This window comes from Verticiella sediminum, from assembly GCF_007558815.1.
Taxonomy (GTDB): Bacteria; Pseudomonadota; Gammaproteobacteria; order Burkholderiales; family Burkholderiaceae_B; genus Verticiella; species Verticiella sediminum.
On sequence record NZ_VLTJ01000001.1, the window covers coordinates 14,445 to 29,165 of the forward strand.

15 protein-coding genes are annotated in these 14,721 nt (G+C 68.6%); 5 read left to right on the forward strand and 10 right to left on the reverse strand.

Annotation, left to right across the window (positions count from 1 at the left end):
* Position 1: 1 nt before the first annotated feature.
* Positions 2 to 1,288 carry a muropeptide transporter gene (locus FOZ76_RS00075; RefSeq protein WP_425473206.1) on the reverse strand — a complete coding sequence of 429 codons (1,287 nt, stop codon included), beginning with the start codon at positions 1,286 to 1,288 and terminating at the stop codon, positions 2 to 4.
* A gap of 105 nt (positions 1,289 to 1,393) precedes the next feature.
* On the opposite strand from FOZ76_RS00075, the gene FOZ76_RS00080 reads away from it, so the two are divergent.
* Positions 1,394 to 1,846: an acyl-CoA thioesterase gene (locus tag FOZ76_RS00080; RefSeq protein ID WP_143946080.1), complete on the forward strand. Its 453-nt coding sequence runs from the start codon at positions 1,394 to 1,396 to the stop codon at positions 1,844 to 1,846.
* 68 nt (positions 1,847 to 1,914) lie between these two features.
* Here the strand turns inward: FOZ76_RS00080 and FOZ76_RS00085 are convergent, their stop codons facing one another.
* Genes FOZ76_RS00085 through FOZ76_RS00095 form a run of 3 tightly spaced genes read right to left on the reverse strand, consistent with a single transcriptional unit; the run spans position 1,915 to position 4,951 of the window.
* Positions 1,915 to 3,300, reverse strand: coding sequence for an amidase (locus FOZ76_RS00085; protein WP_143946081.1), 1,386 nt, complete (start codon positions 3,298 to 3,300; stop codon positions 1,915 to 1,917).
* Entirely contained in the window at positions 3,297 to 4,055 is a 759-nt protein-coding gene (locus FOZ76_RS00090) for an aspartate/glutamate racemase family protein (RefSeq protein ID WP_143946082.1), read from the reverse strand. Before FOZ76_RS00090 ends, FOZ76_RS00085 begins: the two co-directional genes overlap by 4 nt.
* The gene (locus FOZ76_RS00095) at positions 4,052 to 4,951 is read right to left on the reverse strand and encodes a polysaccharide deacetylase family protein (RefSeq protein ID WP_246129221.1); all 900 of its coding nucleotides are present in this window, start codon (positions 4,949 to 4,951) and stop codon (positions 4,052 to 4,054) included. Before FOZ76_RS00095 ends, FOZ76_RS00090 begins: the two co-directional genes overlap by 4 nt.
* A gap of 154 nt (positions 4,952 to 5,105) precedes the next feature.
* On the opposite strand from FOZ76_RS00095, the gene FOZ76_RS00100 reads away from it, so the two are divergent.
* Positions 5,106 to 5,603: a nucleoside deaminase gene (locus tag FOZ76_RS00100; RefSeq protein WP_143946084.1), complete on the forward strand. Its 498-nt coding sequence runs from the start codon at positions 5,106 to 5,108 to the stop codon at positions 5,601 to 5,603.
* Between the two features lie 47 nt (positions 5,604 to 5,650).
* On the opposite strand, the gene FOZ76_RS00105 is transcribed toward FOZ76_RS00100, so the two are convergent.
* The 3 genes from FOZ76_RS00105 to FOZ76_RS00115 are packed head-to-tail and all read right to left on the reverse strand — an operon-like array spanning position 5,651 to position 8,500.
* Entirely contained in the window at positions 5,651 to 6,559 is a 909-nt protein-coding gene (locus FOZ76_RS00105; protein ID WP_170235230.1) for an ABC transporter permease, read from the reverse strand.
* The gene (locus FOZ76_RS00110; protein ID WP_143946085.1) at positions 6,552 to 7,406 is read right to left on the reverse strand and encodes an ABC transporter permease; all 855 of its coding nucleotides are present in this window, start codon (positions 7,404 to 7,406) and stop codon (positions 6,552 to 6,554) included. Before FOZ76_RS00110 ends, FOZ76_RS00105 begins: the two co-directional genes overlap by 8 nt.
* A 5-nt stretch (positions 7,407 to 7,411) precedes the next feature.
* Positions 7,412 to 8,500 carry an ABC transporter ATP-binding protein gene (locus FOZ76_RS00115; RefSeq protein WP_143946086.1) on the reverse strand — a complete coding sequence of 363 codons (1,089 nt, stop codon included), beginning with the start codon at positions 8,498 to 8,500 and terminating at the stop codon, positions 7,412 to 7,414.
* A gap of 286 nt (positions 8,501 to 8,786) precedes the next feature.
* Between FOZ76_RS00115 and FOZ76_RS00120 the strand changes: the two genes are divergently transcribed.
* From FOZ76_RS00120 to FOZ76_RS27665, 3 genes are all read left to right on the forward strand, one after another.
* Positions 8,787 to 9,842 carry an ABC transporter substrate-binding protein gene (locus FOZ76_RS00120; protein ID WP_143946087.1) on the forward strand — a complete coding sequence of 352 codons (1,056 nt, stop codon included), beginning with the start codon at positions 8,787 to 8,789 and terminating at the stop codon, positions 9,840 to 9,842.
* 88 nt (positions 9,843 to 9,930) lie between these two features.
* Complete coding sequence (locus FOZ76_RS00125; protein ID WP_143946088.1) at positions 9,931 to 10,644, forward strand: GntR family transcriptional regulator; 714 nt, start codon at positions 9,931 to 9,933, stop codon at positions 10,642 to 10,644.
* A gap of 76 nt (positions 10,645 to 10,720) precedes the next feature.
* Complete coding sequence (locus tag FOZ76_RS27665; protein WP_211365898.1) at positions 10,721 to 11,341, forward strand: hypothetical protein; 621 nt, start codon at positions 10,721 to 10,723, stop codon at positions 11,339 to 11,341.
* 87 nt (positions 11,342 to 11,428) lie between these two features.
* Here FOZ76_RS27665 and FOZ76_RS00135 read toward each other — a convergent pair whose 3' ends face one another.
* From FOZ76_RS00135 to FOZ76_RS00145, 3 genes are all read right to left on the reverse strand, one after another.
* On the reverse strand, positions 11,429 to 12,313 hold the full coding sequence (locus FOZ76_RS00135; RefSeq protein WP_143946089.1) for an ABC transporter permease: 885 nt from the start codon (positions 12,311 to 12,313) through the stop codon (positions 11,429 to 11,431).
* Entirely contained in the window at positions 12,313 to 13,278 is a 966-nt protein-coding gene (locus tag FOZ76_RS00140; RefSeq protein ID WP_143946189.1) for an ABC transporter permease, read from the reverse strand. Before FOZ76_RS00140 ends, FOZ76_RS00135 begins: the two co-directional genes overlap by 1 nt.
* 136 nt (positions 13,279 to 13,414) lie before the next feature.
* Positions 13,415 to 14,719 carry an ABC transporter substrate-binding protein gene (locus tag FOZ76_RS00145; RefSeq protein ID WP_143946090.1) on the reverse strand — a complete coding sequence of 435 codons (1,305 nt, stop codon included), beginning with the start codon at positions 14,717 to 14,719 and terminating at the stop codon, positions 13,415 to 13,417.
* Positions 14,720 to 14,721: the final 2 nt, after the last annotated feature.

Genomic DNA, 14,721 nt, shown 5'->3' on the forward strand with positions numbered 1-14,721 from the left:
GCTAGGAAGTGATGGGACGATCGAGCTCGCGTATGGCCTCGCGCCGCAGATACAACAACCACAGCCCCGGCAGCGCGATGACGACGGTCACCAGGAAGAACCCCGGCCAGCCGAAGGCCTGCACCAGCGGCGGCGCGAGCGGGCCGGCGAGGTAGGTGCGGCCCACGGCCGACAGCGCCGACAGCAGGGCATACTGGGTGGCGGTGAAGCGCGCATTGCAAAGCCCCATCATGAGCGCGACGAAGGCCGCCGTGCCCATGCCGCCGCAAAGGTTCTCGAACCCGATGGCGCTGGCCATGAGAACGAGATTCTTCGGAGTGACCGCAATGAGCCAGTATGAAAGATTCGATACCGCCTGCGCAAGCCCGAAGACCATGAGCGAGCGATACAGGCCCAGCCGCGCGAGCAGGCTGCCGCCGACCAGGGCTCCGACGATGGTCGCCGCCAGCCCCATCACCTTGTTCACCGCGCCGACCTCGGTGGCGGAATAGCCCGCGCCGCGGATCAGGAACGTCGTCGACAACGCGCCGGCGAACGCATCGCCGAGCTTGTACAGCACGATGAGCGCGAGCAGCACGTAGGCGCCCTTGCGCGAGAAGAACTCGCGCATCGGCCCGCGGATCGCCTCGGACAGGTTGCGCGGCGCCGCCGCCGGCGTGTCCGGCTCGGGCGCGAAAAAGGTGGCGATGGCCAGCGCCGCCATCGCCGCGCCCATGACGACATACATGGCCTGCCAGCCGATCCAGGCGTCGGCGATGATGAGCGCGAGCCCGCCCGAGACCAGCATGGCTATGCGATAGCCCAGCACCGACACCGCGGCGCCCGCGCCTCGCTCGGCCGGCGTGAGCACTTCGGTGCGATAGGCGTCGAAGGCGATGTCCTGGGTCGCCGACAGAAACGCGACCAGCACCGCCAGCAGCGACAGCGCCAGCAGCGCGGAGGACGGCGGAAACAGGCCCATCGCGGCGATGGCGGCCGCCAGCCCGAGCTGCGTTGCCAGTATCCAGCCCCGCCGCCGCCCGAGCCAGGGCGGCGCGTAGCGATCCACCAGCGGGGCCCAGAGGAACTTGAGCGTATAGGCCGAGCCCACCAGCGTCAGAAAGCCGATGGCCTGCAGATCGACCAGCTCCACCGTGGCCCAGGCCTGCAGCGTGCCGCCGGTGAGCGCCAGCGGCAAACCGCTGGCGAAGCCGAGCAGCAACAGCGGCGCGACGCGGCGGCTGGAATAAACGAGATAGGCCGGCGTGGCGATGACACTCTCCCGAGAGCGCGCATGGAAAACAGGCAATCATACAGGCCGGCCTGGCGGGCCGCCTTCGACGCCAGCCGCCCCGCCGAACCCGGAACGCGCGCGCGCTCCTACAATGCCCGCAAACCACCGCAGGGAGACCCCATGTCACGTCCGCAACCGCCCGCGCGCAGCGACTACGCGCATTTCTCGCCGATCAGCACACGCTGGATGGACAACGACGCGTACGGCCACGTGAACAACGTCACGTACTACTCGTACTTCGACACCGCGGTGAATCGCTACCTGATCGAGAGCGGCGTGCTGGACATCCAGAGCAGTCCGGTGATCGGGCTGGTCGTGGAAACGGGGTGCCAGTATTTTGCATCGGTGGCCTTTCCCGAGGCCGTGACCGCGGGCATCCGCGTCACCCGGCTCGGCACGAGCAGCGTGCGCTACGAAGTGGGCATCTTCCGCGAGGACGACCCGAGCGCCGCCGCGCAAGGCCATTTCGTGCACGTCTACGTCGACCGCGAGAGCCGGCGGCCGGTGCCGCTGCCGGCGCCGCTGCGCGCGGCGCTGGAGCGGCTCGTCGTCCCGCAGGCCGACGGCGGCTGAGGACGCTGCCTCGCGCGACACGGACCCGCCGGCTTGCCCGTCATCTCCCTGGCGGGCGCCACATCCGGCTATCCGAGCGCCTCGATGACCGCAGCCATGCGCAACGCGCGGGCATCCTCGAAGCGCGGCGCAACCACCTGCAAGCCGACCGGCAGGCCGCGCACGCTGCCCGCGGGCACCGCGCAGGCCGGTACGCCCGCGTAGTTGAAAAGCGGCGTGAAGGCCGCGTGGCCGCGCGAGGTGGCGGGCCGCCCGCCGATCGTCGCCGGATAGGGCTCGGCCAAGGGCCAGGCGGTGACGGGCGCAGCCGGGCACAAGAGGACGTCCCAGGACTCGAAGAACCGGGCCATGGCCCCGCGTATGCCCTCCTGCAGCCGCAGCGCCGCCGCGATCACGGCAGGCCCATGCCGTGCGCCGGCCTCGATCTGCGCGACGAGATCGGGATCGATGCGCTCGCGCTCGGCGGCCAGGCGTTCGCCATACAGCCGGTACAGCCCGGCCTGCTGCAAGGCGACGAGGGGATATTCGTGCACGCCGGGCGGCCAGACGGGGTCGGCGTCGGCGATCCGCCAGCCGGCGGCGCGCAAGGCCTGGATGCGTCGCGCGAATGCCTCGCGCACGTCGTCGTCCATGGCGAAGCCGCAGCCCAGGCCAGGGCTCCAGGCGACGCGCAACCCATCCGTGGCACGCAGCGGCGCGTCGACCCAGCCCGTCTCGTAGAGAATCGGCACGCCCGCCGGATCGCCAGCGTCATAGCGCGCGAGCAGCTCGAACAGCAGGGCCGCGTCGGCTACCTGCCGCGTCATCAATCCGATCACCGAGAATCCGAAGTTGGGCTCGGCGAAACCCCACGGATGCGGAATCGTGCCGGCGCTGGGCTTGAGCCCGACGAGCCCGCAGTGCGCGGCCGGGCGCCGGGTGGAACCCCCGGCATCCGTGCCGACGGCGACGAGGCCCAGGCCTTGCGCCAGCGCCGCCACCGCGCCGCCCGAGGAGCCGCCCGGCGTGAGCCGCGGGTCCAGCGGATGACGCGTGGCGCCATGGAGCGGACTGTTGGTCACCCCCTTGCAGGCGAATTCCGGGCAATTGGTGATGCCCAGCATCACGCCGCCCAGCTCGCGCAGCCGGGCGACGACCCAGGCATCGCGCGGCGCGACGAAATCCTCGAAGAGACGCGAGCCCTGCGCGATGCGGTAGCCCTCGACCCACAGGTTGTCCTTCACCGTGAAGGGCACGCCGGCCAGGGGCAGCGCGGCGCCGTCCGCCACGCGCCGGTCGACGGCGGCGGCTTCCTCGAGCACCCTCTGCCGATCGAAGCGCACGATGGCGTTCAGTGCGGGGTTAAGCCCGGCCACGCGATCGACGAAGTGGGCCGCAACGTCGACGGCGCGCGTGCGGCCCGATGCGACCTCTTCAGCCAGCTCGCGCAGACCCAGCTCGTGCCATTGCCTCATGATGAAGACCTGGAGGAATCCTTGAAACGCGCGGCCAACGCCGGCGATACGCCCGTCACGTCGCGGCCCGAGAGCGGCGCATCCGCCCCGAGCGTGCTGGGCGGCAGGCGAAGATCGACGCGGGCCTGGGCCAGTGCCACCGCGCACGCCACGCCGTCGAGCACGGGCACCGGCGAGGCAGCCTGGGCGTCGGCCGCCATCGACGCCAGGGCGGCGCCCGCGAGCAGCACGACATCGACACCCCGACGCTCGCGCATGCGGGCAATGGCGGCGCACAAGGCTTCGCGTACGGCGTGCGGCTGCGCGAGCGCCTGCGCGGGCATGATGTCCACCGCATCGACCGCGGCGACGCGCGCGGCCATTCCGTAGGCCGCCGCCAACTCCTCGTACAGCGGCACCATGGCCCGCCCCAGCGTCAGCACGCCGATGCGGGTCCCCACCGTGGCGGCCATCAGCAGGCCCGCCTCGGTCATCCCGATCACGGGCACCGTGAAAAGCTCGCGGCACGCCCACAACGCCGTGTCCAGGGAGACCCCCAGCACGATGGCGTCGGCATCCGCGCCATGCGCCGCGGCAAGCTCCAGGACTTCACGCTGCGCAATCGCATTCTCGGCGCGCGAACCGATCACCAGCGGCCCGGATCGGCCCGTGACCGCCACGAGCGAAGTGCCGGGGCGAGCGGCGGTCCAGCCTGCGGCGAGGACTGCGTCCGTGACGGCCTGGGTGCGGTTGGGATTGACGAGCAGTATCTTCATCGGTAAGCCTTGGGAGGGACATGGGCAAGCCAGTGGCGGGCGATCTGCTCGCGCGTTGCCAGCCATACGCCCTCGGCGCCGACGATGCGCGCCACCAGATCGCGCAGGCCGCCGATGCGGCCCGCCCGCCCGATGATCCGGGTGTGCAGCCCGATGGACATCATGCGCGGCGCCTGGCGCGACTCCGCCAGCAGCCAGTCGAAGGCGTCGCCGCAGTACTCGGCGAAATCGCTGCCCTTGGCGAACGCGTGGCTGTCGAAGAAATTCATGTCGTTCGTGTCGAACGCGTACGGCAGGACCAGGCGCGGCTCGCCGTCGACCTGAACGTAGTAGGGCAGATCGTCGTTGTAGGCATCGCTGTCGTAGAGGAATCCGCCGTGCTCCTTGAGCAGCCGGCGCGTGTTCACCGACGCCGACGACTTGGTGTGCCAGCCCACGGGGGCCCTGCCCGACAATCGCGTGATGGCGCCGACCGCGCGGGCGATGCGCTCGCGCTCCTCGGCTTCGGCGAGACCGGCGTGGGATTCCCAGCGCCAGCCGTGGCAGCAGATCTCGAAGCCGCGCCGTGCGGCGTCCTGCGCGATCCATGGTGTCGCCTCGAGCGCCCGGCCGCAGGCATTGAGCGTCAGCGCAACGCCCGCATCGGCCAGCAGCCGGGTGATGCGGCCGTAGCCCACGCGAGCGCCATATTCGAAATGGCTCTCCATGCACAGGTCCGGCGCGCCCAGCACTTCGTGATTGACTTCATGGCAGCCTTCGTTGCGCTCGTCGCCGGCGCTCAGGGCAAACTCGGCGCCCTCCTCCACATTGAGGACGAAGGACACGGCCAGGCCGGCGCCGCCGGGCCAGCGCATGTCGGGCTGGGCCTCGCCGTAACCCAGGAAATCGCGCTGCATGGGACATTCGTTCATGGCAAACGTGCGGTAAGAATGTGGGGAACGACAGTATGGCGCAACCCTTCCCGGCATACGCCCTTGCTCATGGCTTCGTGCTCGTGCTAATGCTCGTGCTAACTATGCACGCCGTGTCGCAAGGAATGGGGAGAAAGGCATGGACACCAACGCTACGCGGCTCGCCGACGCCGCGCAGGACGAGACCTGGATGCGGGTGGCGCTGGCCGAGGCCCGCGAGGCTCATGCGCGGGGCGACTGGCCGACGGGCGCGGTCATCGTGCGCGACGGGGTGATGCTGGCCACCGGCCAGAACCGGCAGAACTCCCTGGGCGATGTCACGGCGCATGCCGAGACCGAGGCGCTGAAGGCGGCGTTCCGCGAGCATGGCGCGCAGGCCGTGCGCGGCACGACGCTGTACTGCACGATGGAGCCCTGCCCGATGTGCGCGGGCGCGCTCAAGATCGCCGGCGTGCACACCCTGGTGCTGGCCCTGCGCCATGCCACCCTGCGCAGGTCCGATCTGGGCGCCTACAGCGTGGAGCGCTTCTGCGAGCTCACCGGATATCCGCTGGTGCTGCGCGACGGCGTCCTGCAGGCGGAATACCTCGCCCTGCGCCGCGCATGGGGGCAGGACCCGGTCGCGCCCGCAAGCTGAGCGCAGCGCGGGCGCCGGCCGGAGGCGGGTCCCCACGCCGTGCACCCTCATCGCATGTGGCGCGAGATGCCCGCCACGCGTTCCATCAGCAGCATCATCAGCAGCGTGATGCCGATCAGCACGCCGGATACGGCGGCTGCGCGCACATCGAGATTCGATTCGATGATGTGCCACATGCGGATCGGCAGCACCTCGCTGCGCGCGTCGGACAGAAACAGCGACACCGCCACGTTGTCGAAGGAATACATGAAGCCGATGAAGGCGCCCGCCGCGACGCCGCGCGCGATCAGCGGCAGCGTGACGGTGCGAAAGGCGTAGGTCGGCGAAGCGCCCAGGGCGTGCGCGCTCTCCATCAGGGCGCCGTCCATCTGCAGCAGGCTCGCCGACGTGGTGCGCACGATGTAGGGCGTGGTGATGACCACGTGGCCCAGCACCAGCGTGGTGAAGGACAGCCCTGTGCCCGCCAGGTTGAACAGCATCAGCAACGAAAGGCCGATGGCCAGCGCGGGCAGCATCAACGGCGACAGGAAGACCGCCTCCAGCAGGCGCGCCCAGCCTTCGCGCCGGCGCGCGAGCGCAAGCGCCGCGGCCACCGCCAGGACGATGGATATCCCCGTGGCGACCGCCGCCAGCCTGAGCGACAGCAGGAAGGCATCGATCAGTTCGGGCGATTGGGTCCACAGCGCTTCGTACCAGCGCAGCGAATACCCCGGCGGCGGAAACCTCAAGGAGTAGCCGCTGGTGAACGAGGTGATGACCACGATGACCGTGGGCGCGAGCAGCAGGATGCCCGCGAGCACCCCGAGCATGCCGAACACCGCCTTGAACGAAAAGCGCTCCAGCGACCCGGACGTCGAGGCGCGCGCGACGGCACCGGCCTCGGGCCTGGCCACGCGCCCGAGATAGACCGAACCGCGCTGCCGCGCGCCGGTGGGAATACCGGATCTCTTAGGCATGCACGAACCCCTTGCTGCGGCGACCGAGCGCGTTGATGAGCACCACCACGGCCAGCACGCTGACCAGCAGCAGGATGGCGATGGCGGCGGCGAACGGGTAGTTGTTGGCCTGCACCGCCTGCTGATACATGTAGAAGGGCATGTAGATGTTCTGCCCGCCGCCGACCAGCGTCTGCGTGACGAACGCGCTGATGCTGGAAGCGAACACCAGCAGGCTGCCGGCGAGCAGGCCCGGCGCCGACAGGGGCAGCGTGACCTTGAGGAAGGTGCGCCAGTGCCCGGCGCCGAGCGCGAGCGAGGCCTGGTGCAGGTTCGGGTCCAGCGCGGTGAGCGCCGAGATCAAGGGCAGCACCATGAGCGGCAGCTCGATCTGGGCCAGCGCCACCACCACGGCCGTATCGGTGTACAGCAGGCGCAGCGGCTCGGCGATCCAGCCCAGTTCGAGCAGCGCCGTATTGATGATGCCCTGCCGCCCCAGGATCACGACCCACGCGAAGGTGCGCACCACCGAGCTGGTGAGCAGCGGCAGGATGATGAGCAGCAGCAGCAGGCCCTGCCAGCGCGCGGGCGCCTGCGTGTACAGGTAGGCCAGCGGAAAGCCGACGAGCATCGCGAGCAGCGTGACCTTCACGCCCAGCCACAAGGTATTGCCCAGGATGGCCAGGTTGAAGGCATCGCCCAGGAACTTGACGTACTGGGCGACGCCGGGCTCGGACAGCATGGGATCGTTGTGCAGGCTGACGTAGCCCAGCAGCAAGATGGGCGCGAACACGAACGCGACGAAGAACAGGCCCAGCGGCACGGCAAGACCGATGGGCGGCGCCAGGCGGGAGGAGGACGCGGCCATGGCGCTCAGCCCACGAAGACGCTGGCGGGCGAACCGCGCCGCAGTTGCAGCCCGACCCGGTCGCCGCTGCCGAAGCGCTGCGCATCGGTGGTGCGCGGCTGCGTCACCTTGACGGCCGCGCCATCCGCGAGCCGCAGCTCATACACCAGCGACGGCCCGAGCGGCAGCACCATCTCGACCGTGGCCGGCAAGGCGTCGCCGCCCGGCTCGGCCAGGCACAGATGCTCAGGCCGGGCGGCCAGCACCACCGCGCCGGGCCGCGAACAAGGCCACGCCTCGTCGAGCAGCACCTTCCCGCCGCCGGCGCACGCCACGCTGAAGCCGTCGGCGTCGGCGGCCAATCGCCCCGGCACCAGGTTGGCCGTGCCGATGAAGGTCGCGACGAAGCGGCTGCCCGGGCGATCGTAGATGGCTTCGGGCGTGTCGAACTGTTCGACGTTGCCCGTGTTCATGACCGCGATGCGATCGGCCATGGACATCGCCTCTTCCTGATCGTGCGTGACCAGTATCGTCGTGATGCCCAGCTCTCGCTGGATGCGCCGGATCTCGATCTGCATGTCCAGGCGCAGGTTCTTGTCCAGCGCGGCGAACGGCTCGTCCAGCAGGAGAACCCGGGGCCGCACCGCCAGTGTGCGGGCGAGCGCGACGCGCTGCTGCTGCCCGCCCGACAACTCGCGCGGATAGCGCTTGGCGAAGCGCGACATCTGTACCATGTCGAGCATCTCGCCGGCGCTCGCCTGCGCCTTGGCCGCGGCCACGCCGCGCGCGCGCAGGCCGTAGGCGACGTTGGCCAGCACGGTCATGTGGGGAAACAGCGCGTAGTTCTGAAAGACGATGCCGGCGCCGCGCTCGTTGGTCGGCAGCGCATCGACCACGGCCCCGGCGATGCGCACCGTGCCTTCGGTCTGGTGCATAAGCCCGGCGACGATCCGCAGCAGGGTGGTCTTGCCGCAGCCGCTCGGGCCCAGCAGCGCCACCAGCTCACCCGCCTCGATATGCAGGGAGACGGACTCCACGGCGGTCGTGCCGGCATAGCGGTGATGGATCTGTTCCAGTTCGACGTCGACGCCGGCGGTCGGGGCAGATGGGGACATGCGCAATCCTGTTGAGGCCAGTGCTGAATCGGTATCCGCCCGTTCGGCACACAAGATCCATGCCAATCTTGAGTACAAAGCCTGTCATGGATTGGACCCAATCAATATCGATCTTTGCGCGCAATTCTGTGCACAAGCTCACCATAGGAGGGCATGCGCGGCGCAACTTTGGGGCATGCGCCGCTCGCGCAACCGGGCGTACCGCATGCATCGCAACATGGCATGGACCTTGCCCTAGCAGCATCACGCTGACTCGAGCCTTCATCCGCAAGCAAGGAAACCCTCCATGACCTCACGCATCTCCCGTCGCCATTTCCTGCAGGGTGCCGCCGGCCTGGCCGCCGTTCAACTTGCCTCCCACCCCGGCCTGGCCTTCGCGCAAAGCCAGTCCATCGTCGCCACGACCTATCCTGGCGCCTGGGAGTCGGCGCATCGGGGCATCCTGCTGCCTGCGTTCACCAAGGCGACCGGCGCGTCGGTCAGTCTGACGCCCTCGCTGGCGGTGGACACCGTGTCGAAGATCGTCGCATCGCGGGCCAACCCGGCCTTCGACGTGATCATCCTGGACGAAGGCCCCTATCTCGCCGCCATGGCTCAGGACCTCTTCGAGCCGATTCCGGTCGACAAAGTGCCCAACCTCAAGGATGTCCCGGCCTCGATGGTCGACCCGCGCGGTCAGGGTGTGTTCGTCTCCGGCCAGATCATCGGCATCGCCTACAACACCGAGCGCATCAAGACCCCGCCCACCTCCTGGAACGACCTGCTCAAGCCCGAGTACAAAGGCCGCGTGGGCCTGGCCGGCATGGGCTCGACGTTGATGTCCGCCTGGATGGTCGAGATCGCGCGCCTGAACGGCGGCGACGAAGAGAACCTGGAGCCCGCGTTCGAGTTCGTGAAGAAGCTGCTGCCCAACGTGAGCGCGGTGGCCAGCAACCCGGGCTCGCTCGCTACGCTGTTCCAGCAAGGGCAGATCGACATCTCGGTGCACTACAACAACAACGTCGGCGACCTGCAGGGCAAGGGCGTGCCCGTGGCCCTGACCAGGCCCGACACCGGCTGGATCCACATCAAGAGCGTGATGAACATCGTCAAGAACACGAAGAACGTCGACCTGGCCGCCGCGTACATCGATGCCGCCCTCAGCCCGGAGGTGCAGACCCAGATGGCCGCGGACCCCTACTTCATCGTACCGGTCAACACCAAGGCCGAGTTCAGCAAGGGCCTGCAGGCGTATGCGTCCAGCATGGCCGAAGTCGAGGCCATGAGCGGCGTGGACTGGGAGAAGCTCAACCCTCGCCGGGGCGAGTACATCGATCGCTTCAATCGCGAGGTGCGCGTCTGAGGCAATCCGCGTTGCCGGCGGGCGGGCCCAACGCAGGCGGGCCGGCCCACGGCGTTTCCGACGAACCCCGGCCCGACCCGCGCGCCCCATGCTGCAATCCGGCGAACCAGCGCCTGGCAAACCCTCTGCCTCCAAAGCCAACATCTACCAGCGCATCTACGACGCCATCGTCGAACACCGCCTGCTGCCCGGCACGAAACTCTCCGAAGAGCGCGTGGCCGAGCTGTTCGCCGTCAGTCGAACCCAGGTGCGCGGCGTCCTGCAGCGCCTGGCCGCCGAGGAACTGGTCACGCTGTATCCGAATCGGGGCGCCTTCGTCACCACGCCCACCGCAGCAGCCGCACGCGACGTCTTCGACGTGCGTCGCACGCTGGAGCCCGCCGTCGTCGAGCGCTTGATCCACCGCATACGATCCGGCGCCGCGCCGGACGCCGTGGACCGCCTGCGCGCGCTGGTGCGCAGCGAGCAACAGGCGCACGCGGCCGGCGATCGCCGCACCGCGGTACGGCTCTCGGGCCGCTTTCACGTGCTGCTGGCCGAACTCACGGGCAGCCCGCTGCTGACGCGCATGATGCGCGAGCTCACACCGCTCACCTGCCTTGCGATCCTTGCCTTCGAAGCGCCGATCGCGTCGGCCTGCAAGCACTGCGACCATGCGGCTCTGGTCGAAGCCATCGCGCATGCGCGCACGGGCCAGGGCCGCGAGCTGATGATCGCCCATCTGGATGCCATCGAGCGTTCGCTGCGCCTCGATACGCCGCAGGCCGGCGCGATCGACCTTGCCACCGTCCTTCTGCGTTGATCGCACGCGGCAGCCGCGCATGCAGGCAAGCATCTTGCTGAGTCGACGCGTTCGTTGCATTCGACAGGAGACCAGGATGGCATATACGCGCACACAGGCGCAGAAGCTCTTGACCACGAGCGAGCTCGCCTTGTTCGACGCAGGTCGTTCCACCGAGATACGCAAGCTCGGCAAGGCCGAATTGCGCGGCAAGCTCGAACGCTCGCGCAAGCTGCGCGACAAGTACCGCGATCTCTATCGCCGGCAGCGCCTGGCCATCCGCGGCGCCACCGGCAGCAAGAGCGGCGCGCGCGGCACGGCCAACCTGCGCACGCAGCAGAAGGAAGAGATCCTGGCCGAGGTGGTCGCCCGCATGGAAGCCCGCATCGCGCAGATCGAACAGCAGGAAGACCAGGCGTTCGAGACCGCGCAGCGAGCCAGCGTGAGCGGCTCGGTGGCGGGGCTGGGCAGGGCCGTGAAGAAGGCCGTGGCCAAGAAGGCCGCAGCCAGGAAGTCGGCGCGCAAGGCGGCGGCCAAGCACGGCGGCGCGGCCACCGCCAGCAAGGTAGGCAACGCCAAGACGGCACGCCGCAACCAGAGCGAAGCCGCGCGCGCGGTCGAACCCAAACGCGGCGCCAAGAGCACGCGCTCGACCGTGCTGAGCGCCCGCCAGCGCTCGGCCAACGCGCGCGCCCAGGCCAAGCGCGACAGCCGCTGAGGCCGTCCCGAGCCCTCGGGAAAAAGGCGGCCCGCGGGCCGCCTTTTTCCTGCCGCTACGCGCGAACAGCCTGGACTGTGCGCAAGATCAGCCGACCCTGCCGGGCACGCGCCTGCGCAACGCGGCCAGCGTGCCCAGCGACACCGCGATCACCACGAGCGAGACCGCCGTGGTGAGCGTACCCAGGGCGTAGATCACCGGCGTGGTCACGGTGGTCGTCAGGCCCTGCAGTTCCAGCGGCAGGGTATTGAGGTCGCCGATGGCCTGCGACGAGCGCGCAATCTCGTCCCAGCTCAGCGTGAAGCCGAACATGCCCACGCCGACCAGGCTCGGGCCGATCATGGGCAGCACGACGTAGCGAAAGGTCTGCCAGGGCGTGGCGCCGAGATCGCTGGCGGCCTCCTCGAACGCCGGGTCAAAGCGGTTGAACACCGCGAACATGATGAGCAGGCCGAACGGCAGGGTCCAGGTCAGATGCGCTCCCAGGCCCGAGGTGAACAATCCCATGGTGGTCGTGTAGTCCGACAGGAAGTCGTACCACTCGTAGTACTCGGCCAGCGCGACCACGGCCGAATCGAGCAGGCGGAACTGCAGGCCGATACCCAGCGAGACGATGATCGAGGGCATGATGAGGCTGGCCACGCTGACGTAGAAGAGCAGGCCCCCGCCCTTGAAGCCCTTGCGAAAGGCCAGCCCGGCCAGCAGCGAGAGCGCCACCGTCAGCGCCATGACGATGCCGCCCAGCGCCAGCGAGCGGCGAAACGCCGCGCCGATGTCCACCAGCCCGACGCCCTCGAACAGACGCTGGAACCAGTGCAGCGACACGCCGCGCATGGGAAAGGTGAGCCCGCCTTCCGGCCCCTGGAAGCTCAGCACGAAGATGCCGAGCATCGGCCCGTAGAGAAACAGCACGAAGGCGCCGAAGATCGCGGCGAGGACGTAGAAGCCGGGTGTGCGTCGTTCGCGGTCCATCACAGCTCCTTGCGGACGTCGACCAGGCGGGTGAGCGCCCAGATGATCATGAGCACGATGGCCAGCAGGATCACCGCGTTGGCCGCGGCCATCGGGAACTGCAGATAGGAGGTCTGCACCTGGATGGTCTTGCCCACGGACGGGATCTGCTGGCCGCCCATCACTCCCACCGTCACGAAGTCGCCCATCACAATGGTAATGACGAAGATCGAGCCGATGATGATGCCGGTGCGCGTGAGCGGCACGATCACGTTCCAGAGAATCTGCCAGGACGAGGCGCCGGCGTCGCGCGCTGCCTCGACCAGGCTGCGGTCGATGCGCATCATGGCATTGAAGATCGGTACGATCATGAACAGCGTATAGAGGTGCACGTAGGCGAGCACCACCGAGAAATCCGAGTACAGCAGCCATTCCAGCGGCCGATCGACCAGCCCCAGCGCCAGCAGCGTGTCGTTGACCAGCCCGTGCCGGCCGAGCAGCGGCATCCAGGCGATCATGCGGATCACGTTGGACGTCCAGAAAGGCACGGTACAGATCACGAAGAACAGGATCTGCATGCGCAGGGTGCGCACATGGAAGGCCAGGAAGTAGGCCACGGCGAAGCCCAACACCAGCGTGATCAGCCAGGTAAGGAAGCTGAATTTCAGGGTGGACAGATAGGTGCGGAAGGTGGTGCACAAGCCATCGCCGGCCAGGCAGCCGGCGAAGACGTCGCTGTAGTTGCGGAACGTGAACGCGGGGATGATCTCGTACTGGTTGTATTCCCACACGCTGATCGTGAGCACCAGCGCGAGCGGCACGATGAAGAACAGCGCGAAGACCAGCGAGAAGGGCGTGGCCTGCAGCCACGCCGGCGCCCGCCAGCCCAGGCGGCCGGGCGGCGGCGCGGGCGGAGCATGTGCCGGCCCCGCGCCGGCGTCGGTGCGGGCCGTGCTTTCTTCGGAAGTGACGGCATGCGCCTGCATCATGCACTCCAGAACAGGGTTGACCCCCCGGCCATGGCCGGGGAAACCGCAGGTACGGCGCGGCTGGGCGCTGCGCTGAGCGCGCGGGCCGATCCCGCCACGGCCGCGCAGCCGCCCGGCCGCCGCGCCGCGACGATCAGGCGGCGACGAACTCGTTCCATTTCTGGATCATGTACGCGTTCTCGTCCATCACCGAGTTCCAGCAGGCGATCGCACCCATGCGCTCGTTGTAGGAACCGCCGTCGCGCACCGTGCCGGCCTTCTCGAGCAGACGCCCGTCGGGCGCCGTGATGTCCTGGGCGGCGGGCTTGCCTTCCATCCAGTAGTCCCACTCGTACGGCTCCATGTTCTCCTTGGCGGTTTCGAGCACCGCCGAGTAGTAGCCCTGGCGGTTCAGGTAGGCGCCCGCCCAGCCGTCGAGGAACCAGTTGATGAACTCGTAGGCCGCATCGACCTTGGCGCCCGCCAGCGTGCGCGGCAGACCGAAGCCCGATGCCCAGGCACGGTAGCCCTCCTTCAACGGCTGGAACGTGCACGCGATGCCCATCGAGCGAACCTGAGTGACCGCGGGCGACCACATCGACTGGATCACGACTTCCCCCGAGGCCATCAGGCTGACCGACTCGTTGAAGTCGCGCCAGAGCGCGCGGAACTGGCCGTTGCGCTTGGCCTCGATCAGGGTCTTGATCGTGAGGTCGATCTCCTCGCGCGTCATGTTGCCCTTGTCGGCGTACTTGTGGATGCCGGCCGCCTCGACCGCCATCGCGGCGTCCATGATGCCGATCGACGGGATGTTCAGCGTCGCGGCCTTGCCCTTGAACTCCGGGTTGAGCAGTTCTGACCAGGATTCCACCGGCCGGCCGATCAGGTCCGGGCGGATGCCCAGCGTATCGGCGTTGTAGGTGGTGGGAATCAGTGTCATGTACTGCGTGGGCTCGGCCGCGAAGGTCTTGGCGCTGGGCGACTCGAGGAACATCACCTTCTTGGGCGCCGTGCCCTGATCGCCCACCGGCTTGCCGTCGACTTCGCCGCGGGTGAAGAGCGGGGTGATCTTGTCGGCGTACTTGATGCGCTTGGTGTCGATGCCGACCAGGTTGCCCGAGGGCATGATGTTGCGCAGCGCGAAGTACTCGGTGTCGATGAGGTCGAACGAGTGCGGCGCGGTGAGGGCGCGGCGGCCGACGTCGTCCGTGGTCACCGGGATGTACTGGATGCGGATGCCCGTGTCCTCGAAGAACTTCTGGGCGATCTCGTTGCTCTGGTTCACCGCCGTGCCCAGATAGCGCAGGGTGGGCTTTTCCTGGGCGTGCACGAAGGGAAAGGCGAGCATGCCGGCGCCCGCGGCCGCGCCCTGGAGCAGGCGGCGGCGCGTCGTGCTGCGCGGGTTGGCTGGCGAGACGATGGAACGGGCGGTGCGGTCGTGCGGCTTGCGATCGGACATCT

Bases quoted from the DNA above. Each gene is read 5' to 3' on its own strand.
- FOZ76_RS00095 (WP_246129221.1), bottom strand. From the start codon at position 4,951: ATGCAGCGCGATTTCCTGGGTTACGGCGAGGCCCAGCCCGACATGCGC.
- FOZ76_RS00125 (WP_143946088.1), top strand. From the start codon at position 9,931: ATGCTGCAATCCGGCGAACCAGCGCCTGGCAAACCCTCTGCCTCCAAA.
- FOZ76_RS00105 (WP_170235230.1), bottom strand. From the start codon at position 6,559: ATGCCTAAGAGATCCGGTATTCCCACCGGCGCGCGGCAGCGCGGTTCG.
- FOZ76_RS00115 (WP_143946086.1), bottom strand. From the start codon at position 8,500: ATGTCCCCATCTGCCCCGACCGCCGGCGTCGACGTCGAACTGGAACAG.
- FOZ76_RS00085 (WP_143946081.1), bottom strand. From the start codon at position 3,300: ATGAGGCAATGGCACGAGCTGGGTCTGCGCGAGCTGGCTGAAGAGGTC.
- FOZ76_RS00100 (WP_143946084.1), top strand. From the start codon at position 5,106: ATGGACACCAACGCTACGCGGCTCGCCGACGCCGCGCAGGACGAGACC.
- FOZ76_RS00145 (WP_143946090.1), bottom strand. From the start codon at position 14,719: ATGTCCGATCGCAAGCCGCACGACCGCACCGCCCGTTCCATCGTCTCG.
- FOZ76_RS00110 (WP_143946085.1), bottom strand. From the start codon at position 7,406: ATGGCCGCGTCCTCCTCCCGCCTGGCGCCGCCCATCGGTCTTGCCGTG.
- FOZ76_RS27665 (WP_211365898.1), top strand. From the start codon at position 10,721: ATGGCATATACGCGCACACAGGCGCAGAAGCTCTTGACCACGAGCGAG.
- FOZ76_RS00120 (WP_143946087.1), top strand. From the start codon at position 8,787: ATGACCTCACGCATCTCCCGTCGCCATTTCCTGCAGGGTGCCGCCGGC.
- FOZ76_RS00140 (WP_143946189.1), bottom strand. From the start codon at position 13,278: ATGCAGGCGCATGCCGTCACTTCCGAAGAAAGCACGGCCCGCACCGAC.
- FOZ76_RS00135 (WP_143946089.1), bottom strand. From the start codon at position 12,313: ATGGACCGCGAACGACGCACACCCGGCTTCTACGTCCTCGCCGCGATC.
- FOZ76_RS00090 (WP_143946082.1), bottom strand. From the start codon at position 4,055: ATGAAGATACTGCTCGTCAATCCCAACCGCACCCAGGCCGTCACGGAC.
- FOZ76_RS00080 (WP_143946080.1), top strand. From the start codon at position 1,394: ATGTCACGTCCGCAACCGCCCGCGCGCAGCGACTACGCGCATTTCTCG.